Origin of the sequence: Vibrio chagasii, assembly GCF_002954585.1 — a bacterium.
In the GTDB taxonomy this organism is placed as follows: Bacteria; Pseudomonadota; Gammaproteobacteria; order Enterobacterales; family Vibrionaceae; genus Vibrio; species Vibrio chagasii_A.
In genome coordinates, this window is sequence record NZ_MSCI01000002.1 from 1,701,157 (window position 1) to 1,726,797 (window position 25,641).

The following is a 25,641-nucleotide window of genomic DNA, read 5'->3' on the forward strand; positions in this document are numbered from 1 at the left end:
TACCTTTTTCTCACTAAAACAATATTGATCGAGGTTTAGCTATTGACTTTTAAACAAGTCACCGGCGAATTTTAGGTAATAAAAAACCGAGCACAACGGCTCGGTTTTTTGTTTCAACTTCTTAGAGAAGTGAAAGGTTACTCTGTGTCTTGCTCGCTATCAGAAGCGTCTGATGCTTGCTCTTCACTTGACTCAGAAACCACTGGTGTTTCAGCGTTTGCTACTTCAGCTTCGCCTTCAACTACCTCTGCTTCTTCTACTTCGTCGATACGTTGTAGACCTACAACATTCTCGTCGTCAGAAGTACGAATCAGTGTTACACCTTGAGTGTTACGACCAACTTGGCTCACTTCCGCAACACGAGTACGTACTAGCGTACCTGCGTCGGTGATCATCATCATTTCATCGCCTTCTTCAACTTGAACTGCTCCAACAACTGGGCCGTTACGTTCAGAGACTTTGATAGATACTACACCTTGCGTTGCACGGCCTTTCGTTGGGTATTCTGCTAGCTCAGTACGCTTACCGTAACCGTTTTGAGTCACAGTTAGGATATCGCCTTCGTTAGAAGGAACAATCAGTGATACCACTTGATCGTCTTCAGGTAGCTTCATACCACGAACACCAGAGGCAGTACGGCCCATTGCACGTACTTTGTCCTCGTTAAAGCGAACAACTTTGCCCGATTTAGAGAACAGCATGATGTCGCTATCACCGTTAGTGATGTCAACGCCAATCAATGAATCGTCTTCACGTAGGTTAACTGCGATTAAGCCGTTAGCACGTACGTTTGCGAATTGATCCAGAGATGTCTTCTTAACAGTACCGTCACCGGTTGCCATGAAGATGAACTTGTCGTTCGAGAACTCAGAAACAGGCAGAATAGCCGTAATGCGCTCACCTTCTTCTAGAGGAAGAATGTTAACGATAGGCTTACCACGAGCAGTACGACTTGCTAATGGTAGTTGGTAAACTTTCAGACGGTATGTCTTACCACGCGTAGAGAAACATAGGATGTTGTCGTGAGTATTAGCAACAAGCAGACGCTCAATGTAATCCTCATCTTTCATCTTAGTTGCGCTCTTACCTTTACCACCACGGCGCTGAGCTTCGTAGTCGCTTAGGATTTGGTACTTAACGTAACCTGCGTTAGAAAGCGTTACTACAACGTCTTCTTGAGCGATTAGCTCTTCCATGTCGATATCGTGAACCGCTGCTGTGATTTCTGTACGACGTTCGTCGCCATAGATTTCACGTACCGCTTCAAGTTCTTCACGGATCACTTCCATCAAACGCTCAGTGCTTGCAAGAATGTGCATTAGCTCAGCGATTTCTTCTAGAAGTGCTTTGTATTCGTCTAGAATCTTCTCGTGCTCAAGGCCAGTTAGGCGGTGAAGACGAAGTTCTAGAATTGCTTGTGCTTGTGTTTCCGTTAGGAAGTATTGCCCATCGCGGATGCCGTATTGGTCTTCTAACCAATCAGGACGAGCTGCGTCAGTACCTGCACGCTCAAGCATCGAAGCCACGTTACCAAGATCCCAACCACGAGACACCAAGCCAATTTTAGCTTCTGCCGGTGTTGGAGCGTTCTTGATAAGTTCGATAACTTCATCAATGTTAGCAAGTGCTAGAGACAATGCTTCAAGGATGTGTGCACGGTCACGCGCTTTCTTCAGTTCGAAGATAGTACGACGTGTCACAACTTCGCGACGGTGGTCAACGAAGCACTTAAGCATGTCTTTTAGGTTAAACAACTGTGGTTGGCCATTGTTTAGAGCAACCATGTTGATACCGAAAGTCGTTTGCAGCTGAGTTTGTGCGTATAGGTTGTTCAGAACAACTTCACCCACAGCGTCGCGCTTACATTCAATAACAATACGCATACCATCTTTATCAGATTCGTCACGTAGCGCACTGATGCCTTCTACTTTCTTATCTTTAACCAGTTCAGCAATTTTCTCGATCAGACGAGCTTTGTTTACTTGGTAAGGGATCTCAGTAACGATAATGGTCTCTTTACCATTCTTGTCAGCTTCGATGTCCGCTTTTGAACGCATGTAAACTTTACCGCGGCCAGTCTTGTATGCATCTACGATGCCTTTACGACCACTGATAAGTGCTGCTGTCGGGAAGTCAGGACCAGGAATGTAGTCCATTAGCTCATCAATCGTGATCTCTTCATTATTGATAAGTGCTAAACAGCCATCAACAACTTCACCTAGGTTATGAGGTGGGATGTTGGTAGCCATACCTACTGCGATACCAGAAGCACCGTTTACCAATAGGTTAGGAATTTTTGTCGGAAGAACTGCTGGGATTTGTTCAGTACCATCGTAGTTCGGTACGTAATCCACAGTTTCCTTATCAAGGTCAGCCAAAAGCTCGTGAGCAATTTTCGCCATACGAACTTCGGTATAACGCATTGCAGCCGCGGAGTCGCCATCGATAGAACCAAAGTTACCTTGGCCATCAACTAGCATGTAACGCAGTGAGAACGGTTGAGCCATACGAACAATTGTGTCGTATACAGCACTATCACCATGCGGGTGGTATTTACCGATTACATCACCTACTACACGAGCAGACTTTTTATATGGTTTGTTCCAATCATTACCTAGTACATTCATCGCGAACAAAACGCGGCGGTGTACTGGTTTTAGGCCATCACGCACATCTGGAAGGGCACGACCAACGATGACGGACATCGCATAGTCTAGGTATGAACCTCTAAGCTCATCTTCAATATTTACGGGCGTGATCTCTTTCGCTAGATCGCTCATAGAGCCATTTTCCCTCTATAGTCAGATCGTATATTTGAATACGTATAAGACCGAAAAATATAACACAAATTTACCTACGGAGGCATCACTTTCCCTATCCTTTTACCATCTTGTGACCCTTGTAGCCAATCAATTGATGAGAAATTGCACCTCAGCATCATATCTCGCTGAAACATGGTCACTTTACATCCAATAAATTCGCAAAATTGTAGATCTTCTGGTCAGCACGAAAAGGCAAGTTATAATGCCTGCAATTTCATGGATGCATTATTTAACTTGGAAATGCCGATTATGACTAAATCACAGAACGTAGACCCAGCAGAAATTAAGAAATTCGAAGACATGGCGTCACACTGGTGGGATCTCGAAGGCGAGTTTAAGCCTCTACACCAAATCAACCCACTTCGCCTAAATTACGTGCTAGAAAAAACCGAAGGCTTGTTTGGTAAGAAAGTCCTCGATGTTGGCTGCGGCGGCGGTATTTTAGCGGAGAGCATGGCTGTTGAAGGTGCAGTAGTCACTGGCTTAGATATGGGCAAAGAGCCACTAGAAGTAGCTCGTCTTCATGCTCTAGAAACCGGCACCAAGCTAGATTACATCCAAAGCACGATTGAGGACCATGCAGAGCAAAATCCACAAACTTACGATGTGGTAACATGTATGGAAATGCTGGAGCACGTTCCAGACCCACAATCTGTGATTACTGCGTGTTCAAAATTGGTAAAACCGGGTGGACACGTGTTCTTCTCTACGTTGAACCGTAATTTCAAATCTTACTTGTTCGCTATTGTTGGCGCAGAGAAACTGCTTAGAATTGTTCCTGAAGGCACGCACGAGCATGACAAGTTCATTCGCCCAGCTGAACTTATCAAGATGATAGACAACACCCCCCTTCAGGAATTGGGCATCACTGGCCTACACTATAACCCGTTAACAGACAGTTACCGTTTAGGGCAAAACGTTGACGTTAACTACATAGTTCACACTAAAAATTTCGCCTAACAAATATCAATAAATCAACCGCAAATTTTTTTAATAAAAAAGACTAATGAAAAGAGTTGCAATTACCATAACTTTGCGACTTTTTTCAGTCTAAATTTCGTGCGCCAGCTTCCATTTTGACCACCTAGATTTAAATTTAATCGCCGAAAATCCATCGCTCATTTTGCCCAAAGATCAAGGGATTTTTTTTTATCTGCGTGCAAAAATAAAGCATCCTTAAAAGGCGAGTTTTATACAATCAAGTGACATCTAACCTCATCAGTTAGTGGTCACTTACAGTTTTTTTTCAATCCACCACTTATCCACAAGCAACCCCATTTCTTTGCCTTGAAAAATATCAGTTGTAGCACTATCTTGTAACCCAACAAACAAATGACCCCTATATGTTGTGTTTGAACTACAATGTATGGGTAGACCAAGATCACAAAGCCGAAACGTAATTTACAAAAATTACACAGAAATAGACAAAAACACGGCCTTGTTCAGTTTTGTTAGGGAAATTAAGCAGAATGAACCAACAACTTACTGTTACTAAGCGTAACGGGCGCAAAGAAACGATCGATTTAGAAAAAATCCATCGCGTGATCACATGGGCAGCTGAAGGCTTGCACAATGTTTCTGTATCACAAGTAGAATTGAAAGCTCACATTCAGTTTTACGATGGCATTACCACTACTGATATCCATGAGACAATCATCAAGTCAGCAGCGGATCTAATCTCTGAAGAGACTCCAGATTACCAATATCTTGCAGCACGTCTTGCAGTATTCCACCTACGTAAAAAAGCGTACGGCGAATACGAGCCACCTGCTCTTTACGACCACGTTGCAAAACTGGTTGATATGGGTAAATACGATAGCCACCTAATGGAAGACTACACGAAGGCTGAGTTCGATGAACTTGACTCGTACATCGACCACAAGCGTGACTTAGATTTTTCTTACGCAGCGGTTAAACAGCTTGAAGGTAAATACTTCGTGCAGAACCGTGTAACGAAAGAAATCTACGAGAGTGCTCAGTTCCTTTACATTCTAGTTGCCGCGTGTCTATTCGCTAAATACCCGAAATCGACTCGTCTTGACTACATCAAACGTTTCTACGACGCATCGTCTACGTTTAAGATTTCTCTACCTACACCGATCATGTCTGGTGTACGTACGCCTACTCGCCAATTCAGTTCTTGTGTACTGATCGAGTGTGGTGACAGCCTTGATTCTATCAACGCAACTGCAAGCTCAATTGTTCGTTACGTATCTCAACGTGCTGGTATCGGTATCAACGCAGGTCGTATCCGCGCACTTGGTTCTGAAATCCGTAATGGTGAAGCGTTCCACACAGGCTGTATCCCTTTCTACAAATACTTCCAAACAGCAGTAAAATGTTGTTCTCAAGGTGGTGTTCGTGGTGGCGCGGCAACGGTATTCTATCCACTATGGCACGGTGAAGTTCAGTCTCTACTAGTACTAAAGAACAACCGTGGTGTTGAAGAGAACCGTGTTCGTCACATGGATTACGGCGTACAGCTGAACAAGCTTATGTACGCTCGCCTAGTTCAAGGTGGCAACATCAGCTTGTTCTCACCTTCTGACGTACCCGGCCTATACGATGCGTTCTTCGAAAACCAAGAGCGTTTTGAAGAGCTATACGTTAAGTACGAAAACGATCCGTCAATCAAGCGTGAATCAGTAAAAGCAGTAGAGCTATTCTCTCTATTAATGCAAGAGCGAGCTTCTACTGGTCGTATCTACATTCAGAACGTTGACCACTGTAATACACACAGCCCGTTTGATTCTGAAGTAGCGGCTGTTCGTCAATCGAACCTATGTCTAGAAGTCGCGCTTCCAACTAAGCCACTTTCTAACGTAGAAGATGACGAAGGTGAAATTGCACTATGTACACTTTCAGCATTTAACCTTGGCGCAATCAACGAACTGGATGACCTAGCAGAGCTTTCTGAACTGGTTGTTCGTGCTCTAGACGCACTTCTTGATTACCAAGACTACCCGCTTCCAGCAGCATATAAGTCGACAATGAATCGTCGTACTCTAGGTGTAGGTGTTATTAACTACGCATACTACCTAGCGAAGAATGGTGTTAAGTACTCTGACGGCAGTGCAAATGGCCTGACTCACCGTACTTTTGAAGCGATTCAATACCACCTACTAAAAGCGTCTGTTGAACTAGCGAAAGAGCAAGGTCGTTGCCCATCTTTCCACGAGACTAACTACGCGAAAGGCCTACTGCCAATCGATACTTACAAGAAAGACGTCGATTTAGTATGTGATGAGCCTCTGCACTACGATTGGGATGCGCTACGTGAAGAGATCATGGAGCATGGTCTTCGTAACTCTACGTTAACTGCGCTTATGCCTTCAGAGACTTCGTCTCAAATCTCGAACGCGACCAACGGTATCGAGCCACCACGTGGTTACGTATCAGTGAAAGCATCGAAAGACGGCATCCTGAAGCAAGTGGTTCCTGACTTCCTAAATCTGAAAGAGAACTACGAGCTACTTTGGAACATTGGTTCTAACGACGGTTACCTACACCTAGTGGGTATCATGCAAAAATTCGTTGACCAAGCTATCTCTGCAAACACTAACTATGATCCAAGTGTTTACGATAGCGGTAAAGTACCAATGAAGAAGCTGCTTCAAGACCTACTGACTGCATATAAGTATGGTGTTAAGACGCTTTACTACCATAACACTCGTGATGGTGCTAAAGACGACCAAGGTGACGCAGTAACAGTGCCGGAAGAAGATTGTGAAGGCGGCGGTTGTAAGATATAAACCGCAGTAAAAATATTAAGAGCCCAGAGAAGTTATCTTCTCTGGGTCTAAAGCATTAACAGGGTTCGTTTTATAACGAGTCTTTAAAGCATTTGAGGCATTTATGGCTTACAGTACTTTTTCTCAGAATAAAAATGACCAACTAAAAGAACCAATGTTCTTGGGTCAGTCGGTTAACGTTGCACGTTACGACCAGCAAAAATTCGAAATCTTCGAGAAGCTTATCGAGAAGCAACTTTCTTTCTTCTGGCGTCCAGAAGAAGTAGACGTGTCTAGCGACCGGATCGACTACAACAAGCTTCCTGAACATGAAAAGCACATCTTCATCTCTAACTTGAAGTACCAAACACTGCTTGATTCTATCCAAGGCCGTAGCCCGAACGTTGCCCTACTTCCACTAGTATCACTACCGGAAGTTGAAACTTGGATTGAGACTTGGTCTTTCTCTGAAACGATTCACTCTCGTTCGTACACGCACATCATCCGTAACATCGTGAATGATCCAGGCCTAGTATTCGACGACATCGTTGAAAACGAAGAGATCCTAAAGCGTGCTAAAGACATCGCGTTCTACTACGACGACCTTATCCAGCTAACAGCGGATTACCACCGCTACGGTGAAGGCAACCACAACATCAACGGCGAAGACGTTAAAATTTCACTTCACGACCTGAAGAAGAAGCTTTACCTATGTCTAATGTCGGTAAACGCACTAGAAGCAATTCGTTTCTACGTAAGTTTTGCGTGTTCATTTGCATTCGCTGAGCGTGAGCTTATGGAAGGTAATGCGAAAATCATCAAGCTAATCGCTCGTGATGAAGCGCTTCACCTGACTGGTACTCAGCACATGATCAACTTGCTACGTAACGGTCAAGATGACTTCACATTCATGCAAATCGCAGAAGAGTGTAAGCAAGAGTGTTTCGACCTATTCAAACAAGCGGCTGAACAAGAAAAAGAGTGGGCAGAATACCTATTCAAAGATGGTTCTATGATTGGTCTAAACAAAGACATTCTTTGCCAATACGTTGAGTACATCACTAACATCCGTATGCAAGCTGTTGGTCTTGGTACTGCTTACCCAGAAGCAACATCGAACCCAATTCCATGGATCAACGCTTGGTTGTCTTCTGATAACGTACAAGTTGCTCCACAAGAAGCTGAAATCAGTTCTTACCTAGTTGGTCAGATCGACAACGAAGTGAAAGCTGACGACTTTGAAGGATTTGAGCTGTAATGCCAACAATCAAAATCAACAAGCTAACTTCAATTGAATCTAACCCGTCAAATACGCTATTGGAAACAATGGAACAGGCAGGGTTAGAGCCAGAATACAACTGCCGTGATGGCCACTGTGGTGCTTGTCGCTGTACATTAGATTCTGGTGAGATTGAGTACGTTGGTTTTGCTATGGCTTACACACAAGGCAACGAAATTTTGCCTTGTATCTGCAAAGCGAAATCCGATCTGTCGTTGAGTAACGTGATTCACCGAAACAAGCAAAAACGCGCTTAATTCGTTCGACTTGTTTCGAATCGCGTGAATTACACGGCAATTCGAAAGCTTGAAGAAGTACAGTGAAAAAAGGGTCCGCCTCCTCTAGGAGTACGGACCCTTTTTTATTTTAATACATTGCTATTTGAATACCTTGCTTTCTCAATACTCACTCTACCGCTGATGACTAAGACTTCCTGTCGACTGCGACGACACTCCGGCCTTTCTTAGTGAGTGAGGCTCAGCGTCACTGAACCGATGTAACAAGCGCTTCTACACTCTCCACAGCCATTACACTTATCTAAAGCGACATTAGGCAGTTCACCAGCTTCAATCTTTATGGCGCCTGCTGAACAAGCGGTCTGACAGGCGTGACAATCCATTTGCATGTAGTTATTGCAGCTATCAGCAAAGTTAGGTTTTAAATCAATGTAAGGCGCTACCGTTGGGTGGAGTGCACCAGTCGGACACGCTTCACTGCATTTGTTGCACATTGAACAGCTGTTGTAATCCAAATTGAGCAGTGCCCTGCCCTCTTGTATCTCAATGACACTGTTTGGGCACACTTGCTCACACAAGCCACAGCCGTCACACAGACGCTCAAACAGCACCTCATCAACGGCTCGTGGTGGCCTAGCATGTAAGCGCTGTGATTTCTCTTCATAACTGGCTGCGGCTTCAACAGGTTTAGACAACCGAGTTAAAAAACCACGCCTATTTGAGTTTATTTGTTCAGACATTAATCAATATATAACTTTTTATTAGAAACGCTTAATTTATATTCAGATATTAGGTAATTAAGCCAATCAATTACACTAACTGATAACTTTTTATAAAAAGATAGTTCTGACTTTTTATTTAGAGTTTCTAAATATAAAAAAGACCAAGTTAATAAATGAGATTCGAGTAATTCACGAGCTGAATTTATATTATTATTTTCTAACAAATAGGCGTGAGCGAATAACATTAGACCAAACTGATCTTCGGGCTCTCTTAAACCGGTATCTAATTCAATTTGGTTTGATTCTAAAAACTGTCGATACGCGACCGTTGACTCGCCAAACACAACGCGGTCTTTATCGAGGTAAACCGAGCCCCATGGTGGTGCTGGCATCTCTCCAACCCCTTCAAACAGGCTGCTAAACTCTGCTGTTAACTCATCCTCCTGTTCATTTTGAACGGCTAATAAACAATCTTCTGATAATACTTGGTTCTCAACGAGAGCTTGAACAATCTCTATTAACTGCTCTTTACTTTTTGCTTGATAGAATATTGAACCAAGTAATTTGTTCGTATCGATAATCATTATTATTTACATCGTAATAGGTTTTAAAACTGATTATATAAATTAAACCATTTCATTCTTTGATCTAATTTATACATTCAATTCATAAACTTTAAATTTCATACTTATTTGATGCTTATCAATCAACATTTAAATATTAAAATACAAAAGTAAAACTACCTATAAAGTGTTACCCATCAATAACAATAGGCATCTTAGAATGACGAATAAGAAAGAATCTGGGGTAATGAATCTTACTCGAAGAAGCTTCATGAAAGCTTCTTCTGCGGTAGGTAGTGCAGCCGCACTTGCGGGCGGTATCGCTTTGCCTTTCAAATCCAAACCAGTAGCTGCTGCAGTTGCTGAAAATGTGGATGAGAAAATCGTATGGAGTGCATGTACAGTAAACTGTGGCTCACGCTGCCCGTTACGTATGCATGTACAAAACGGTGAAATCAAATACGTAGAAACTGACAACACGGGTACTGACGAATACGGTCATCACCAAGTACGTGCATGTCTACGTGGTCGCTCTATGCGTCGCCGTGTTTACAACCCAGATCGCCTTAAGTATCCAATGAAACGTGTGGGTAAACGTGGTGAAGGTAAGTTTAAGCGCATCAGTTGGGAAGAGGCTTTTGATGAAGTCGCTGGCACCATGCAACGCCTTATTAAAGACTACGGTAACGACACCATCTATCTAAACTACGGTACAGGCACACTAGGTGGCACGGTCACTAAGTCTTGGCCACCAGCACAAACGCTGATTGCTCGCCTTATGAACCTAAGTGGCGGTTACCTGAACCATTACGGTGACTATTCAACCGCACAAATCGCGAAAGGCTTGAGTTACACCTACGGTGGTTGGGCAAACAACAACTCTTTCTCTGACTTAGAGAACACTAAGCTTAACATCCAATTTGGTAACAACCCTGCTGAGACTCGTATGTCTGGCGGCGGTCTGATCCACCACTACGTAGAAAGCAAAAACAAATCGAACGCAAGAACGATCATCATCGATCCACGTTACACCGATACTGCTGGTGGGCGTGAAGATCAATGGATCCCAATTCGCCCATCTACGGATGCTGCATTGGTAGCGGGTCTTGCACACGTGATGATCACTGAAGACTTAGTCGACCAACCGTTCCTAGACAAAATACTGTGTCGGTTACGATGAGAAGACCCTTCCTGCATCAGCACCTAAAAACAGTGACTACAAATCTTACATCTTAGGTTTAGGTGAAGATGGCGTAGAGAAGACACCAGAGTGGGCTTCTAAGATCACGGGTATCCCAGTCGATACTATCGTTAAACTTGCTCGTGAGATGGGTACAGCGAAACCGTGTGCTATCCACCAAGGTTGGGGCCTACAACGCACTGCAAACGGTGAGTTAGCTTGTCGCGCAATCGCGATGCTGTCACTACTGACAGGCTCTGTGGGTGTATCAGGCGGTTCTACAGGTGCTCGTGAAAGTGACATCAACATTCCGTTTGTACGCTTCCCTACTGTGCCAAACCCAATTGAAACCTCCATCTCAATGTTCATGTGGACAGACGCTATTCACCGTCACCACGAGATGACCGACATCACTGACGGTGTTCGTGGTGCCGAGCGCCTGAAAAACCCTATCAAGATGATCTGGAACTATGCGGGTAACTGCATCATCAACCAACACTCAGACATCAACAAGACACACGCGATTCTTCAAGACGAAGATGCCTGTGAAATGATTGTTGTCATTGATAACCACATGACCTCTTCAGCGAAATATGCTGACATCATCCTGCCTGACTTAACCACATCAGAGCAAGACGACTGGTGTATGGATGGTAAAGCATCGAACATGCCTTACTTCATCTACGCACAGAAAGCGATTGAACCTCAGTTCGAAGCAAAATCTATATACGAGATGTGTACTGAGCTTGCTAAACGTATGGGCGTTGAAAAAGAGTTCACTGAAGGCCGTACTCAAGAACAATGGATTAAGCACCTTTACGCAGAAACTCGTAAGAACGACCCAACACTGCCAACCTTCGAAGAGATGAAAGAGCTGGGTATCTACAAGCGTAGCTATGACCACCACTACATCGCTTACGAAGATTTCCGTAAAGATCCTGAAGCGAACCCACTAACCACACCAAGTGGCAAGATCGAGATCTACTCTGAGCAACTGGCTGAGATTGCGAAGACTTGGAAGCTAAAAGAAGACGAAGTGATTCACCCACTTCCAATTTACGCGGACTCTTTCGAAGGCCATAACGATCCATTAGTAGAGAAGTACCCACTGCAACTAACAGGCTTCCACTATAAAGCTCGTACCCACTCCACTTACGGTAACGTTGCAGAGATCAAAGCTGCTGCACCACAAGAGTTGTGGATCAACCCTATCGATGCAAAAGAGCGCGGTATTGAAAACGGCGACATGGTCAGCATTTTTAACGACCGTGGTGAAGTTCATATTCCAGCGAAAGTGACACCAAGGATTCTTCCTCGAGTTGTTGCGCTAGGCGAAGGTGCATGGTACGCACCCGATGGTCAGAAGATCGACCATGCAGGCTCTATCAACGTGCTGACTACTCAGCGCCCGAGCCCACTTGCTAAGGGTAATCCTCAGCACACAAACCTAGTTCAAATTAAAGCGCCAAAGAAAGCATAAGGTAGGTTGGAATGAAACAATACGGCTTTTACATTGATTCAAGTAAATGCACGGGTTGTAAAACCTGTCAGCTTGCTTGTAAAGATTATAACGATCTCGACATCAAAACGAACTACCGTCGCGTCTATGAATATGCAGGCGGTGGCTTCACTCAAGATGGCGATACCTGGGTTCAGAAAGATGTCTTTTCTTACTACCTGTCTATCGCTTGTAACCACTGTACTAACCCTGCGTGTGTGAAAGTGTGCCCTTCAGGCGCAATACATAAACGCGATGAAGACGGTTTAGTTGTGGTTGATGAAAGTGTGTGTATCGGTTGTCAGCACTGTAGCAATGCGTGCCCTTACAGCGCTCCACAATACAATGCTAAGAAAGGTCACATGACCAAATGCGATGGCTGCTACCAACGTGTTTCTGAAGGCAAACAACCTATTTGTGTTGAGTCTTGTCCACTTCGTGCATTGGAGTTTGGCGAAATCAATACACTTCGCGAGAAGTACGGCTCAGGTGCTGATGTAGCACCGCTGCCATCTTCAACCGAAACCTTGCCAAACATCGTGATTAAGCTGAACAAAAACGCGAAGCCAACTGGTGATACCAGCGGTCACCTAGCAAACCCTAAGGAGGTGTAAGATGATTTTTCATGAGTGGTCTTTGATCTTCTTTACGGTATTAGCTCAAACGGCTGTCGGTGGCTACCTGCTTATTGGTGCACTGGTACTTGGCCATGGCGAAGAGAAACTAAACAGCTACAAGGTTCCAATGTTCATTCTATGGGCATTAATGGGTCTTGGTTTCATGTTCTCGACAACGCATCTAGGCTCTCCACTGCGCGCGTTTAATGCCTTTAACCAACTAGGTTCAGCTTGGTTATCTAACGAAGTGTTCTTCGGTGCGGCATTCTTCGCCGTTGGCGGCCTGCAATGGCTACTATCAGTAGTCAAGAAAGGTGGCATGGCTATCCAGAAAGCACTGATGGTTGGCGCTATGGTGCTGGGTGTTATCTTCATGTACGCGATGATCAACGTATACATGATCAACACAGTACCTACATGGGACAACATCTACACGCCATTGAGCTTCATCATGACAATGGTTGTGGGTGGCTTGCTGCTGTCTCAGTTCGTGATTGTATTTGCTAACGACAGCCGCTTTACGGTTGACCGTAACATCACGATGCTGGCTGTAATTGCGGTTGCGATCAGCTTGCTTGTGACAGTCGGTAAACTGAACCTAATCGGTGACATTCAAACATCAGTAGCAAAAGCCTCAGAGTTGGTTGATGGTTTAGGCAGCTATGTGATTCTTCAAGTTGCATTGCTAATGGCAAGCTTACTGATTTGGATTCTACCTATGCTCAACAAAGCAAAAGTGAATCCAGTCAACCTAGGACTAGCATTGGTACTGTTCTTAGCGTCAGAGTTAATCGGCCGTGGTTTGTTCTACAGCCTACATATGACAAGCGGTTTGTAATCACAGACTCGTTATTTGGTTATCTAGAAGGCTAGATAAACTAAAGGCCCATCACCTATTTAGATGTTGGGCCTTTTTATTTGCTCTATCTTAACCTTAATTCAAGAAGTCTGGGCTCAAGAGAACTTGGTTAGCGACAAAAGCGACTTACTTGATGATCGCTGAAGGGATAAACATATCCTTCACGCGTTTTACTGAAGAGTAATCACCAAACATAGGTTTATTGTCTAGATGTCTTCTTAGCATGTCCGCAGCGACCGTTTTGATGATAGTGCGTGCATCTTCGCGCTTGTATTGGCGGTAAAACTCCAGCACTTGTCCCCACTCACCCGCTTCGCTCGATAAAGCAACACTAAAGGTATTGCCCTCTAACTTACCCGTGACTAAGGCTAACTCGGTGCCGCACTTTTCTCTTGTCGCGCCAGCCAGAGCAAACGTTGCGGCTAATGGGTCGTTCTTTTCAAGCTCGCTCTCTTTTGGCTCCGCCATTACCCAAGAGTGACCGAAGCAATCTTCAACTTGTTCATTCGATTGTAGCCAAGCCGAAAGTGCACCTTTGGTTGATACTTCCGATACCGACAAGGTTTTCTTTCTTTCCGCCATAATATGACCGATATGGTCGAGCATAGGCTCATCAACACTGACAACGTTACTCTCTAAAAGCTTGTACACCATTTGTAGTAGCTTAACGCGAGTTTCTAAATCCGACTTAGGCCCAAACAGCTTTACTTCAATAAACGGCAGGTAAGAGCGGTAGCCCAGTTCGTAACCTTCCGGCAGTTTCAATTGGTCCAACACATCAGAAATACCAGACTCGGATAAACCAAAGGTAAACAAACGGCTGCATTCAGACGCGACTACTTGAGGATAAGTGCGAGCAAGGTCAGGGATAATTTCAAAGCTCACCATGCGCTTAAACTCGCTCGGTACGCCCGGAGTGAAATAGAAAGTCGCATCGTTAATCTTCAGCTTAAAGCCACAAGCAGTACCAACAGGGTTATCGACGATTTCTGAGCTCGCAGGCAGCAAAGCTTGCTTTAGGTTGCTGTCTGGCATCGGCATGCCGCGTCCAGAAAACATCTCTTCCATACGTTTTAGCCATTCAGGAAACATGACTAATTTCTGCTCTGACGCCGCCGCTGCAGCAGCCGCGCTCATATCATCGGTAGTCGGGCCTAATCCACCATTCACGATAACCACATCGTAGTTAAAGCTCAGCATCAACAACTCTTCGACTAAGGCATTCATTTGGTCACCAACCGTGGAGCGTTTAGCCAAAGCAAAACCATGTTGGTAAAACTCAGCTGACATCCAAGCCGCGTTCGTGTCTACAATGTCTCCGTGAAGAACTTCTTCACCTGTGCTTAACATTGCGATTTTCGTCATGTTTCTATCCCTTGTAGTCATAAAAAGACGCTGCATTATCTACAAACTGGTCTATGTTTGAGTTTGAGCTATTTTGCTTTTTAACAAATATTAATAATGTTAAATCTAAGGTTTTCTTAGGAAAAGCGATAAATTATTAGTTCCCTAAATCAGGCATTTAATGGATAATTGTGACCCTGATCAATTCTACACTTTCTCATGGAGACCCTTGTGGCCAAATCACCGTTACTAGCAAAGGTTACTGCTGCATTTTCAATGCTAATGTCAGTTAACTCGGTTGCAAGCCAATACGACTTCGACCAGCCAATCAACCTTTCTTATTCGGATGAATGTGCTCAAGATTACTGTGTAAATGATAGCTTGTACACCTACAAGCCTAGTACCAATTACGCACTGAGCGAATCTAGCGAAGAGTATGATTTCTCAATCCAACAACCAAAGCACCTTTTGGTAAGTGAAGAGAAAGATTGGGATTACCTAATGGGTCAAACTTACACCATTCTCGGCTTAAGTGTGGCGACCGTTGGTTTAATGACCTTCTTACCTGAAAGTATCACTAAATGGGACGACGACCAACGCGACTTAAGTAAGCTAGGTCAAAAGTGGAAAGATAACGTATCTGAAGGCCCGGTATGGGACCGTGACGAACACTTCCTAAACTATGTGATGCACCCATATTTTGGCGGTGTTTACTACACAGCTGCACGTCACGCAGGTTACAACGAGTTTGAATCTTTCATGTACTCTTGGACGATGTCTACCTTTTTCTGGGAATACGGTGTAGAAGCATTTGCTGAAGTGCCTTCATGGCAAGACCTTTTCATCACACCTTTCTTCGGTGCGGTTGTGGGTGAAATAATGCTAGAAACCGAGCAAGACATCATTGCTTCAGGTGGTGAAGTGATGGGTTCTCAAACCATGGGTGACGTTTCTCTATTCTTCCTAAACCCTGTTGGTCATATCCACCACTGGGTTAGCGATGCATGGGGTGGTGACGCAGAAGTCAACCTGAACACTAACCCTTGGTGGGATAACCAAGATGCCGCTAAATTCGCTTACGATGCTGGCGCACCATACGATTCTCAGTTTGTTGGTATGAACTTTAAAGTAACCTTCTAATACAACGACCTGATTACTTTTGGTAATAACCAAAACTGTTCTAAAAAGCGGCTCTTAAGCCGCTTTTTTGTGCCCTACTCTTCATTCTCTTTTTTTGCGACGCAGCTTAGTTTCAAAAATTGACGCAGGTCAAACATTGTTCGATGTAAACTTCTACACTGAAATTAAAGAACTTTATCGCTTAATATCAAACATTTAATTAGCAATGATTAATTGAGACTTTGGGGGCTGATATGAACACTACATTTATCGTAAACTTTATCGGAAAAGCATCACCTGCGACGATCAAGCAACTCGCTGCGGTGACTCATGAAAACGACGGCAAGTGGCTCATCAGTAAAGTGAATTTTATTGAAGACCAAGTAGCAGGAGTGCTCAAGGTTCAGCTTCCAGCTATCAATGAATCGATTGTTAAAGAAGCATTCAGTGCTAACCCAGACCTGATTGTCCAGTTCGTTGATTCAGACCATGCACATAATGTACAAGATACGATTCATCACCTAAGACTCGATTCTAACGACCGTGCCGGTATCGTCAATGAAGTGACACATGTACTCGATAGACAAGGTATCAATATTCTCGATATGGATTGCCAGCGCGTATTTATTGCCGGTGGTGGCGGTGTCAGTTCAAGCCTATTCACTTCTAAGATCGCGGTGAAGCTACCAGTCGAAGTTCAAATCGATGATGTTATCAATGAACTAGAAACTCTCAGTGAAGATACTCGAGTAATGGTTGAGAGCTAATTGAATTAACCTCCTAACGACACCCTATCGTTGGGAGGATACTTCACCTTCCTTACATAGTTTACAAAAAGAAATATATAAAACCTAAAAAACACATAAGCAAGACATATGAAACCAAGCATTGGTATCATATTTTTGTTACCATAGATTATCTTTTTAATTTAGTCACTTAGGTTTATACATGGAAAGAAAAAGGTCGAGTTGGCAATTTAATGCCATCTCAGTAGTCCTTCTTGCGACACTGTTTAGCGGATGCAAAAGTGGTCATGAAAATAATGATGAAAATACACCCGATCCAGGTTATACACCATCAGTAGTTGAAATCAGCTTACCTAACTCGATTTCATTTTCAGAGCCATCATCTGGTTCTAGTACACGATCAATTACTGTTTCTCTTTCCGAAGCCTTACCTGAAGATCTGACCTTAACAATCTCAACAAGCGATGTAACAACTCGCTCTGATGGTACCTTTAAAAACTACGATGCTATCTCCAGTCAAAACGTCAAAATTTCAGCAGGTGCAACCAGCGCTGATCTGCCGCTAAATCTGGTAAACAATAATTTGTACGAGGGTAACAAGACACTTCATTACTCTATTAGTGCTGACAACAATACAAATTACACACTTTCAAACGAGCGAACAGTAGTAACCATTAATGATAGCGATACACAGCCAACGATTAGTTTTAGTAACGACTTAAGTACCGTTGTAGAGGGCGACAGTGTTGTTCAACAAGCAGTTTTAAGTCATTACACATCTCAAGATGTAACCCTTACCCTAACTCAAAATGGTATTGCCGCACCCGAAGACTTCATTGTAGATATATCAGGTTTAGCTCTTAAACTACCAGCAGAAACTCTATCAACGAATATCACATTTACTGCTCGTGATGATAGCTTCGATGAAGGTGGTGAGTCAGTAATCTACACGATAGCTTCCGTTGGTAACGCGACTATCAATTCAAATAAAAACACTCTCGCATTTTATATTCCTGGGCAGAAAAACTTCAATGATACTGGGTATGTCACTTATTTTGATGGCACAGACTACGACAGTGTCACTCCTCCATCGTCACACCCAAATCAAGATGCAGATTTTGGTTTAGATGTAACAAATGGAGACGAACATTCGGATGGAGAGTATGGCTTCCGCTACACCAAGTTAGATGCTCACGGAAACCGTCTAACACCTAGCGCTACTGATTGGCGCTGCGTTAGAGACGAACATACCGGATTATATATTGAAGCGAAACAAGCTCCGATAGCACTGCCCAGTCAATCAGAGGTCGACACTTGGGTCAAGAACCACAAAGACGACCCTGACGCCAACCCTTACCCGTGGGATAGCCAGTCAAGCTCTTGGAGAAGCGCATCATACACATATACTTGGTACGACTCTGACAATACAACAAATGGTGGCTACGCTGGCGCACCCAATGATCTCTTGTATAGCGCAGGCCCGATATCTTCTCAATGCGCTTACATTAATGATGGTTCAGGGAGCAACTACTGTAATACAGCTAGCTATATTGATAGCCTAAACAGTCGCTCAACTTGCGGTATTACAGATTGGCGATTACCGTCTCCTGTTGAAGCCCGCTCATTTATTAACTTCAATGTCGGCAGCGTCCCTGCTGGCGCCATTGATTTCTTTCCTAATCTAGGAGAGCGACTCTTCACACATTCTAGTTCTGTTAAGCAAGATGGTAGTGCTAGATGTATCGACTCTCAAAATGGTGAACTTGAGCTATGTAATAAAAACATTGCAGGTTCGACGGGTATTGTGGCGGTAAGTGGGGGTATTGAATAATGAGACTAAAACTAATCTTAGGTGTAACTGCCTCTTTGTTAAGTGCAAATACCATCGCACAAACCTGCGTACAAACTCAAACGCCCTCTCATCAAGACGGGCAATTTATTGATCGTAAAGATGGCACATTACTCGACGTAACGACTAATTTACTTTGGTCAAAATGCAACCTAGGTGAAATCTATAATCAATCCAATGACACATGTGATGGTACCGCGATTAAATATCAGAATTGGCAGGATGCGCTCATCGCAACCAAAGATGCAGACTTGACCACTATTGCCGGCCAGGCTGGTTTTCGGTTACCTAACATCAAAGAGTTAAGTTCAATCGTTGACTATAGCTGTACTAGACCAGCAATCAATCTGACGTACTTCCCAACCACAACCAATGAACCATATTGGACTAACACACCCGACGCTCATAAAATAAACAGCAATTATGATGGTTTAATTATTGATTTTGAAGAAGCTTTAGAAGTCATTACCGACCCAGATGATATTCCACACCCTCTTGTTCGATTAGTGAAAATATTTAACTAGCTTCTACGGTACAAGTAATCAAAAAGAGCAGCACCTGGCTGCTCTTTTCTTTTTCGAAACCTGCGACTCAATTACTTAACTGACCACTGTGATAATGAACGCTTAAAGTCTTGATAGCCAAACTCATTCAGCTTTTGCACTTCACCATTGCTGCGCTCGCAGTAGATTGAAGGCATTTTTAAGCCGTTGAACCAGTTAAGCTTCACCATGGTGTAACCTGCGCTGTCCAACAAGTGAAGTTTTTGACCAATCTGCAGTGGCTCATCAAAGCTCGCCTCGCAGAACTGATCACCCGCCAAACATGAACATGAACCAATCACATAATCATGACTGCCGTTTTCAGACGCTTCTAATACCGATGCTGGTTCATTGTAGATAAGCGTATCAAGTCGATGTGCTTCGGTTGCAGAATCCACAATCGCGGTTTTCTTCACGTTCTCAACGATATCAACCACAGTCACAACCAAATCCGTTGTTTTGGTAATGATAGCTTCTCCCGGCTCGAGGTACATTTGCACGCCGTGCTTTTCAGAGAAGGCTTTTAGCGCAAGGCCAAGCTTTTCAATGTCGTAGCCCGGCCAAGTGAAGAATACGCCACCGCCCATGCTCACCCAATCTAACTTATCTAAGTGCTCACCAAACTGCTCAGAGATTGAATCAAGCAGACCAATGAAAGCATCAACGTCTTTATTCTCACAGTTCATGTGGAACATAACACCGTCAATATCTTCAAAAACCTCAGGCTTGATATGATCCGCTTGAACACCTAAACGAGAAAACTGACGCGCTGGGTTTGCCAGATCTTGCCCTGCATAACTCACACCAGGATTTAGACGTAAACCAAGTGAAGCTTTACCTTCAACGATATGACGGTAAGCGGCCAGTTGGCTTTGTGAGTTGAAGATCATCTTATCGCAGATGTCGGCCACTTCTCTCACGTCATCTTCGCTGTAACCCACACTATATGCGTGCGTCTCACCGCCAAACGTTTCGTGCCCAAGCTTTACTTCGTATGGGCCGGAGCTTGTCGTGCCATCGAGATAAGGCTTGATGATGTCAAACACACCCCATGTAGAGAAGCACTTAAGTGCCAGTACCAACTTCACACCTGAAATCTCTTTCAGTTGCTTGGCTTTCTCTAGATTCGCGATCAACTTATTTTCGTTGATCATGAAGTAAGGCGTTTTTAGTTCGTTGTTTTGCATGTTAATACCTTGCGGCCTTCGAGCTAACGAAGACACATGATAATCGAACAAAGCCGACGCTGATGCATCGGCTTATCATTATACGTTGTTGTCATTCCGATGACTTTGGATCGAATTCGCAGAACTTTGCCCTTGTAGCTAGGACATCGCGCGGAGTTTACGAATGTAAATGAGCACGATGGACAACGCAACGAGGGCAAAGAGCCAGAATTACTTCAAAGTATGGATTAGAGGTAGACCTTGCCCCGGCTCTAGCTCTTGAACGTGCCAATCTAGACCAATTTCAGGCATGGTTGCTAGGAACGGGTCTGGGTTCAGCTGTTCCATGTTGAATACACCTTTATCAGCCCATTCACCACGGAAGAACTGAAGTGCAGCCGTAATCGCTGGAACACCTGTTGTGTAAGAGATCGCTTGGTGTTCTACGTCTGCGTAAGCCACTTCGTGGTCGGCATTATTGTAGATAAACACACTGCGCTCTTTGCCATCTTTCTTACCTTGAACCCAAGTACCGATACACGTCAAACCTGTGTAACCCGGAGCAAGCGACGTTGGATCTGGCAGTAGCGCTTTAAGAACGTGTAAAGGCTGAACCACAGTACCATCGTGTAATGTTAGTGGATCTGGACTTAGCAGGCCGATATCACGCATGCAGTTGAAGTAGTTTAGGTACTTGTCACCAAAGCCCATCCAGAACTCGATGCGCTTAGCTGGGATGAACTCTTTCATTGAACGAACTTCATCGTGCGCCATTGAGTACACTTTGTGAGTACCACAGTTAGGGAAATCAAACTCAAGCATACGTGAGTGACAAGGTACTTGTTTCCACTCTTCATTTTCCCAGTAGAAAGAGTCGCCTTGGATCTCAAGCATGTTGGTTTCTGGGTCAAAGTTTGTCGCAAACTTCTTACCGTGGTCACCTGCGTTTACATCCATTACGTCGATCGTGTCGATCTCATCGAATAGGTGCTTAACCGCGTGCGCTGCAAATACTGAAACCACACCTGGATCGAAGCCCGCACCAAGAATGCCTGTGATGCCCGCTTCAGCGAACTTCTCACGGTAACCCCACTGCCAATCGTAAGCTTGTGGTACTTGTTGGCCTTCAGAACATAGGTCAACCGCTACCGATGTATCTAGGTAAGAGACTTTTGCTTGATAACACGCTTCCATGATCGCCATGTTAACCCAAGGAGGACCAGCGTTGATGACTAGATCTGGTTTCACTTCGTTAATCAGAGCAACAAGTGCATCAACATCGTCAGCGTTTACTGCGCGAGCTTCTAGTTTCTTAGTTGAATCTTTAAGGTTGTTCTTACCTTTGATTGATTCGATGATTTTTTCACACTTCGCAATGGTACGAGAAGCGATTGTGATATCACCCAGTACTTCGTTATTTTGTGCTGCTTTGTGTGCAACAACCCAACCAACGCCGCCTGCACCAATTTGTAGAATAGCCATAGTATTAATTATCCTTGTTGTTCTACTAGCTCTGTCGCTAGAGTTTGAATTTTGTTAATTAGAGATTGGAAATCTGAAGTCTTTAAGCACGGATTCAAGATGGTGAATTTAAGCGCGCTTTTACCATCCACTACCGTTTCACCAAGTACCGCAACGCCACGGGTCAGCGCTTCTAGTCTTAGTGTCTGATTGAGCTTGTCTAAATCAAGCTCACCGTCTGCTGACAGCTTGCTATTTGGAGTAGATCTGAACAGCACTGTTGATAATGACGGCTCCGCGAGCAGCTCCAAGTCAGCTTGGTTTTGAATCAGGTCTGCCACTTCTAGCGTTTGCTCAAGAAGATGGTCGTACATATCGCCCAACTGTTTTGGACCAACGCTTTGCATTGTCATGAAGACTTTCAATGCATCGAAACGCTTGGTGGTCGCGATAGACTTGTCGACTAAGTTCGGCAGTTCATCGTGTTCACGGTTTAGGTAGTCTGCGTGATGCAGTAGGTACTTAAAGTTCGCTTTGTCTTTCAACAACACCGCGCCGCAGCTGATTGTTTGATAGAAAAGCTTGTGGAAATCGACACTCACAGAGTCCGCTTTTTCGATGCCTTGTAAGCGAGCCTTGTGGCTACTCAAGATAAGCGCGCCACCGTAAGCACTGTCGACATGGAACCAAAGACCTTGTTGGCTAGCGATGTCTGCAATTGCATCAAGGTCGTCGATCGCACCGTGGTCGGTTGTACCTGCCGTGCCAACTACCGCAAAAGGAATCAGCCCTTGCGCTTTTAGCGCTTTCACTTCTGCATCTAATAAATCTGGTTTAATGGTGCCGTTTGCGTTTGTCTCAACACAGCACACCGCGCTCTCGCCTAAGCCAAGTAGTGACGCAGATTTTTGAACCGTGAAGTGAGATTTGTTTGAGCACAAGATGCGAAGCTTGCTTGCATACTCCGGTAAGCCTAACTTTTGAATTGAGTGACCATTGTGCTTATCAGCAACCCAGTCTCTCGCTAGCAATAAGCCCATTAGGTTACTTTGCGTGCCGCCACTAGTGAAAATACCGTCCGCTTGCTCGCCAAGTTGGTACATATCACACATCCAATCGACCACGCGCTGCTCAACATACGTTGCAGCAGATGCTTGGTCCCATGAGTCCATTGATTGATTCAGAGCCGCGATAATCGATTCCGCTGCGACTGACGCCATAAGAGGGGGCGTATGAAGGTGTGCGATACAGTCAGGGTGTTGCACAAAAATAGAGTTAGCCGCGACTAGGTCAGCGGTACTGTCCACAACATCAACCAAAGCGTGTTGGTGGTTATCGAGGTCGATAGCATTGATAGCCGCTTCTAGCGCTTTTGGATCAAGTCCTGAATAAGGGGTTTCAACCTGCTCAAAAACCGCTTTCATCGCCTGAGTGGTTTGGTTCATCACGTTGGCAAACTCGTCACTACCACGAGGGCCAGTGTGAATGAAATGCTTATGCCATTCTTGGTTTGGCTGTTCACCACAAGCTTGCTGTTTTTGAACACCGCCACCAGCCGCAATGATAGCTTCTTCCATCACGCGCAGTGCAAAATCAATCTGTTCGAAAGAGATAATCATCGGTGGCAGGAAGCGAATCACTGAGCCGTCACGACCGCCCTTCTCAACCATTAAACCGCGCTCTAGTGCTGCACGTTGAATAGCCAATGTCAGTTCACCATCCGATTTCGGCTCACCAAATTTATTAAGTTCGCCGTTTGGTTGCTTGATCTCAGCGCCAAGCATCAGGCCTTTACCGCGCACTTCAGCAATACAGTTCACGCGAGATTGGATTTTTTCTAGACCTTGACGTAGGTGTTGACCGGCAATCTTTGCATGCTCAACCAAGCCGTCACGCTCGATGATTTCTAACGCTTTAGCGCCAGACACCATTGCCAGTTGGTTACCACGGAAAGTACCCGTGTGCTCGCCCGCTTTCCAAGTGTCGATACTCTTATCAAACACGAGCAATGACATTGGAAGCCCGCCACCGATCGCTTTAGACAGACACAAGATATCAGGGTTAACGCCCGACTCTTCAAACGCAAATCGATGACCAGCTTTACCGACTCCACACTGAATTTCATCAAAAATCAGTAGGATATCATGTTCGTCACAGATGCGACGCAAGCCTTGTAGCCAAGACGCAGGAGCTGGAATCACACCGCCCTCACCCTGTACGGGCTCAACGATCATTGCAGCTGGCTTCATGATGCCAGACTCATCATCGTTCAACATGCGTTCGATGTAACGAATACTTGCGTTAGCCCCTGCCTCTCCGCCAATGCCAAACGGGCAGCGTAGGTTGTATGGGAAAGGCATAAAGTGCACGTCAGACATCAAACCGCTGCGACGTTCTTTTGTACCTAGGTTACCCATCATGCCCATGGTGCCATTGGTCATGCCATGGTAAGCACCACGGAAAGCAAACATGGTATTGCGACCTGTGGTTTGCTTGGCTAGCTTGATCGCCGCTTCAACAGCATCGGCACCGGATGGACCACAGAATTGAATCACTGAGTTGTTTGAAAACTCTTGAGGAAGAAAGGCTTTCACTCGCTTGATAAACGTCTCTTTTGCTTGAGTCGTGATATCAAGAGTTTGATATGGCAAACCAGAATCGAGTTGGTCTTTGAGTGCTTGGTTAATCTCTGGGTGGTTATAACCCAAAGAAAGTGTACCCGCACCGGCTAAGCAATCTAAAAATAGTTGTCCACGAGTATCTTCAACCAAGGCACCGCATGCTCGCTTGATAGCAATTGGTAGACGTCTTGGGTATGAGCGAACATCTGATTCGTGCTGCTCTTGCTCAAGCAAAATAGCATCAGGTGTTAGGTCATAGGTGCCCTCTACGATAGGAACCATAGTTGAAAATGAATTTGCGATAGTGTTGATATCGACTTCAAAGGCGGTAGTCATAAAAATTCCCTTGAATATGTTCATACTCACCTCCAGTAAACGCAAATACACACCAGCCCTCTCGATTAACAAGAGTTCTTAATGAAATACGCATATTTGTCTAGAAATGAGATATAGCTGTACGCCCGCATAAGTCAAACGACGAATACGAAATTAAGCTGCCTTAAGACAGTGAGAAATTGTTAGCGCGAGCTCAAGGTTCAGTAATGCTACTGTTTTGAAGAATTGGACATTTTTGCAGGATCGGGCAGCTATGAGGAGCTTGTCCCTTTGGAAATGCTGAGCTGATTAGCAATGTTGTAGTTAGTATGTTCAATGTTGGGTTTCCCATTAGCATGGCGAACTGCGCCATAAGTATCCCGTCTATCAGCTAAAGGACTAGCCGATACCTACCCTACGTAATGTCCCAATCAGCAAGAATGGTCATTACGCGTATCCCCCAGAAAGCAATCGCGGCTCTTTTTGAACATCGGCCGTTCCGAGATTGCGCGGGAAAGTAACATAAAGTGAAACGAACTATCAATAGTTTTTAATAAACGCTTAATTAATACGCGCAGTGAGTGAGGAATTGCTTTAAATATCGACAATATAGAACTGAAGAGCGAGATCCCCGGTTCGTTCGTCCCTCACGCCCGAGGATGACGGTGTGGGTATATAAACGCTGTTAGAGAAGCTTTAAGCCTCTTTCGGTAGGTGGTGACAAACTAAGTATCCAAAAGATGTGTTACGAAGGCTTTGAACTTAATCTTTCTCCGTCATTCCCTAGCGCGAGGGACGAGATCATAGGGAATCTCGCTTTTAAAAGCTAAGTGATAGAAATGAATTTTAAGTGCAGGTTCGAACAAGAAGAATGCTGATATGAATAAGCTGATGACAGAAACCAAAAAGCCCAAACATTTCGATTCGGGCTTCTTAATTCGGAGCGACGCGGCCGGCTAGGTACACGGGGT

At 44.5% G+C, this 25,641-nt stretch carries 17 protein-coding genes and 1 pseudogene; 11 read left to right on the top strand and 7 right to left on the bottom strand.

Annotated features, from left to right (window positions below):
• Positions 1–137: 137 nt before the first annotated feature.
• Positions 138–2,780 (bottom strand): DNA topoisomerase (ATP-hydrolyzing) subunit A, encoded by a 2,643-nt coding sequence (gene gyrA, locus BTO10_RS16005; RefSeq protein WP_004740221.1) that lies wholly within the window; start codon positions 2,778–2,780, stop codon positions 138–140.
• A 258-nt stretch (positions 2,781–3,038) separates the two neighbouring features.
• Between gyrA and ubiG the strand changes: the two genes are divergently transcribed.
• From ubiG to yfaE, 4 genes are all read left to right on the top strand, one after another.
• Positions 3,039–3,782, top strand: a complete 744-nt coding sequence (gene ubiG, locus BTO10_RS16010; RefSeq protein ID WP_105025209.1) for a bifunctional 2-polyprenyl-6-hydroxyphenol methylase/3-demethylubiquinol 3-O-methyltransferase UbiG — start codon at positions 3,039–3,041, stop codon at positions 3,780–3,782.
• A gap of 509 nt (positions 3,783–4,291) precedes the next feature.
• Positions 4,292–6,574: a class 1a ribonucleoside-diphosphate reductase subunit alpha gene (nrdA, locus tag BTO10_RS16015; RefSeq protein ID WP_105025210.1), complete on the top strand. Its 2,283-nt coding sequence runs from the start codon at positions 4,292–4,294 to the stop codon at positions 6,572–6,574.
• A gap of 103 nt (positions 6,575–6,677) precedes the next feature.
• Entirely contained in the window at positions 6,678–7,811 is a 1,134-nt protein-coding gene (gene nrdB / locus BTO10_RS16020) for a class Ia ribonucleoside-diphosphate reductase subunit beta (RefSeq protein WP_004740227.1), read from the top strand.
• Positions 7,811–8,089, top strand: coding sequence for a class I ribonucleotide reductase maintenance protein YfaE (gene yfaE, locus BTO10_RS16025; protein WP_105025211.1), 279 nt, complete (start codon positions 7,811–7,813; stop codon positions 8,087–8,089). The genes nrdB and yfaE overlap by 1 nt, the downstream gene beginning before the upstream one ends.
• A 206-nt stretch (positions 8,090–8,295) precedes the next feature.
• Here yfaE and napF read toward each other — a convergent pair whose 3' ends face one another.
• Both napF and BTO10_RS16035 read right to left on the bottom strand, forming a co-directional pair.
• On the bottom strand, positions 8,296–8,808 hold the full coding sequence (gene napF / locus BTO10_RS16030; protein WP_105025212.1) for a ferredoxin-type protein NapF: 513 nt from the start codon (positions 8,806–8,808) through the stop codon (positions 8,296–8,298).
• Positions 8,808–9,374, bottom strand: coding sequence for a TorD/DmsD family molecular chaperone (locus tag BTO10_RS16035; RefSeq protein ID WP_105025213.1), 567 nt, complete (start codon positions 9,372–9,374; stop codon positions 8,808–8,810). The genes napF and BTO10_RS16035 overlap by 1 nt, the downstream gene beginning before the upstream one ends.
• Positions 9,375–9,573: 199 nt before the next feature.
• Here BTO10_RS16035 and BTO10_RS16040 point away from each other — a divergent pair.
• The 3 genes and pseudogenes from BTO10_RS16040 to BTO10_RS16050 all read left to right on the top strand — a co-directional run bounded on the left by BTO10_RS16040 (position 9,574) and on the right by BTO10_RS16050 (position 13,486).
• Positions 9,574–12,013 (top strand): annotated as a pseudogene (locus tag BTO10_RS16040) (DmsA/YnfE/YnfF family dimethyl sulfoxide reductase).
• A gap of 11 nt (positions 12,014–12,024) precedes the next feature.
• The gene (locus BTO10_RS16045) at positions 12,025–12,645 is read left to right on the top strand and encodes a DMSO/selenate family reductase complex B subunit (protein WP_105025214.1); all 621 of its coding nucleotides are present in this window, start codon (positions 12,025–12,027) and stop codon (positions 12,643–12,645) included.
• Position 12,646: 1 nt separating this feature from the next.
• Entirely contained in the window at positions 12,647–13,486 is an 840-nt protein-coding gene (locus tag BTO10_RS16050) for a dimethyl sulfoxide reductase anchor subunit family protein (protein ID WP_105025215.1), read from the top strand.
• 147 nt (positions 13,487–13,633) lie between these two features.
• Here BTO10_RS16050 and BTO10_RS16055 read toward each other — a convergent pair whose 3' ends face one another.
• Positions 13,634–14,872, bottom strand: coding sequence for a CinA family nicotinamide mononucleotide deamidase-related protein (locus BTO10_RS16055; RefSeq protein WP_105025216.1), 1,239 nt, complete (start codon positions 14,870–14,872; stop codon positions 13,634–13,636).
• Between the two features lie 210 nt (positions 14,873–15,082).
• Here BTO10_RS16055 and BTO10_RS16060 point away from each other — a divergent pair, with 210 nt between their 5' ends.
• From BTO10_RS16060 to BTO10_RS16075, 4 genes are all read left to right on the top strand, one after another.
• Entirely contained in the window at positions 15,083–15,991 is a 909-nt protein-coding gene (locus BTO10_RS16060) for a DUF3943 domain-containing protein (protein WP_105025217.1), read from the top strand.
• A 233-nt stretch (positions 15,992–16,224) separates the two neighbouring features.
• A complete protein-coding gene (locus tag BTO10_RS16065) occupies positions 16,225–16,737 on the top strand; it encodes a glycine cleavage system protein R (RefSeq protein ID WP_004740236.1) in 513 nt (170 codons plus the stop codon).
• 181 nt (positions 16,738–16,918) lie between these two features.
• Complete coding sequence (locus tag BTO10_RS16070) at positions 16,919–18,547, top strand: Calx-beta domain-containing protein (RefSeq protein ID WP_105025218.1); 1,629 nt, start codon at positions 16,919–16,921, stop codon at positions 18,545–18,547.
• On the top strand, positions 18,547–19,089 hold the full coding sequence (locus BTO10_RS16075; protein ID WP_105025219.1) for an Lcl C-terminal domain-containing protein: 543 nt from the start codon (positions 18,547–18,549) through the stop codon (positions 19,087–19,089). Before BTO10_RS16070 ends, BTO10_RS16075 begins: the two co-directional genes overlap by 1 nt.
• 71 nt (positions 19,090–19,160) lie before the next feature.
• Here the strand turns inward: BTO10_RS16075 and nspC are convergent, their stop codons facing one another.
• From nspC to BTO10_RS16090, 3 genes are all read right to left on the bottom strand, one after another.
• Positions 19,161–20,294 carry a carboxynorspermidine decarboxylase gene (gene nspC, locus BTO10_RS16080; protein ID WP_105025220.1) on the bottom strand — a complete coding sequence of 378 codons (1,134 nt, stop codon included), beginning with the start codon at positions 20,292–20,294 and terminating at the stop codon, positions 19,161–19,163.
• A gap of 210 nt (positions 20,295–20,504) precedes the next feature.
• Positions 20,505–21,755, bottom strand: a complete 1,251-nt coding sequence (locus BTO10_RS16085; RefSeq protein WP_105025221.1) for a carboxynorspermidine synthase — start codon at positions 21,753–21,755, stop codon at positions 20,505–20,507.
• A gap of 8 nt (positions 21,756–21,763) precedes the next feature.
• On the bottom strand, positions 21,764–24,715 hold the full coding sequence (locus BTO10_RS16090; protein WP_181143989.1) for a pyridoxal phosphate-dependent class III aminotransferase: 2,952 nt from the start codon (positions 24,713–24,715) through the stop codon (positions 21,764–21,766).
• Positions 24,716–25,641: the final 926 nt, after the last annotated feature.

Excerpts from the sequence above, each read along its gene's own strand:
- nspC (WP_105025220.1), bottom strand. The coding sequence starts at position 20,294 with ATGCAAAACAACGAACTAAAAACGCCTTACTTCATGATCAACGAAAAT.
- BTO10_RS16090 (WP_181143989.1), bottom strand. The coding sequence starts at position 24,715 with ATGAACATATTCAAGGGAATTTTTATGACTACCGCCTTTGAAGTCGAT.
- BTO10_RS16070 (WP_105025218.1), top strand. The coding sequence starts at position 16,919 with ATGGAAAGAAAAAGGTCGAGTTGGCAATTTAATGCCATCTCAGTAGTC.
- BTO10_RS16045 (WP_105025214.1), top strand. The coding sequence starts at position 12,025 with ATGAAACAATACGGCTTTTACATTGATTCAAGTAAATGCACGGGTTGT.
- BTO10_RS16075 (WP_105025219.1), top strand. The coding sequence starts at position 18,547 with ATGAGACTAAAACTAATCTTAGGTGTAACTGCCTCTTTGTTAAGTGCA.
- BTO10_RS16050 (WP_105025215.1), top strand. The coding sequence starts at position 12,647 with ATGATTTTTCATGAGTGGTCTTTGATCTTCTTTACGGTATTAGCTCAA.
- BTO10_RS16055 (WP_105025216.1), bottom strand. The coding sequence starts at position 14,872 with ATGACGAAAATCGCAATGTTAAGCACAGGTGAAGAAGTTCTTCACGGA.
- yfaE (WP_105025211.1), top strand. The coding sequence starts at position 7,811 with ATGCCAACAATCAAAATCAACAAGCTAACTTCAATTGAATCTAACCCG.
- nrdB (WP_004740227.1), top strand. The coding sequence starts at position 6,678 with ATGGCTTACAGTACTTTTTCTCAGAATAAAAATGACCAACTAAAAGAA.
- ubiG (WP_105025209.1), top strand. The coding sequence starts at position 3,039 with ATGGATGCATTATTTAACTTGGAAATGCCGATTATGACTAAATCACAG.
- BTO10_RS16035 (WP_105025213.1), bottom strand. The coding sequence starts at position 9,374 with ATGATTATCGATACGAACAAATTACTTGGTTCAATATTCTATCAAGCA.
- nrdA (WP_105025210.1), top strand. The coding sequence starts at position 4,292 with ATGAACCAACAACTTACTGTTACTAAGCGTAACGGGCGCAAAGAAACG.
- BTO10_RS16065 (WP_004740236.1), top strand. The coding sequence starts at position 16,225 with ATGAACACTACATTTATCGTAAACTTTATCGGAAAAGCATCACCTGCG.
- BTO10_RS16085 (WP_105025221.1), bottom strand. The coding sequence starts at position 21,755 with ATGGCTATTCTACAAATTGGTGCAGGCGGCGTTGGTTGGGTTGTTGCA.
- gyrA (WP_004740221.1), bottom strand. The coding sequence starts at position 2,780 with ATGAGCGATCTAGCGAAAGAGATCACGCCCGTAAATATTGAAGATGAG.
- napF (WP_105025212.1), bottom strand. The coding sequence starts at position 8,808 with ATGTCTGAACAAATAAACTCAAATAGGCGTGGTTTTTTAACTCGGTTG.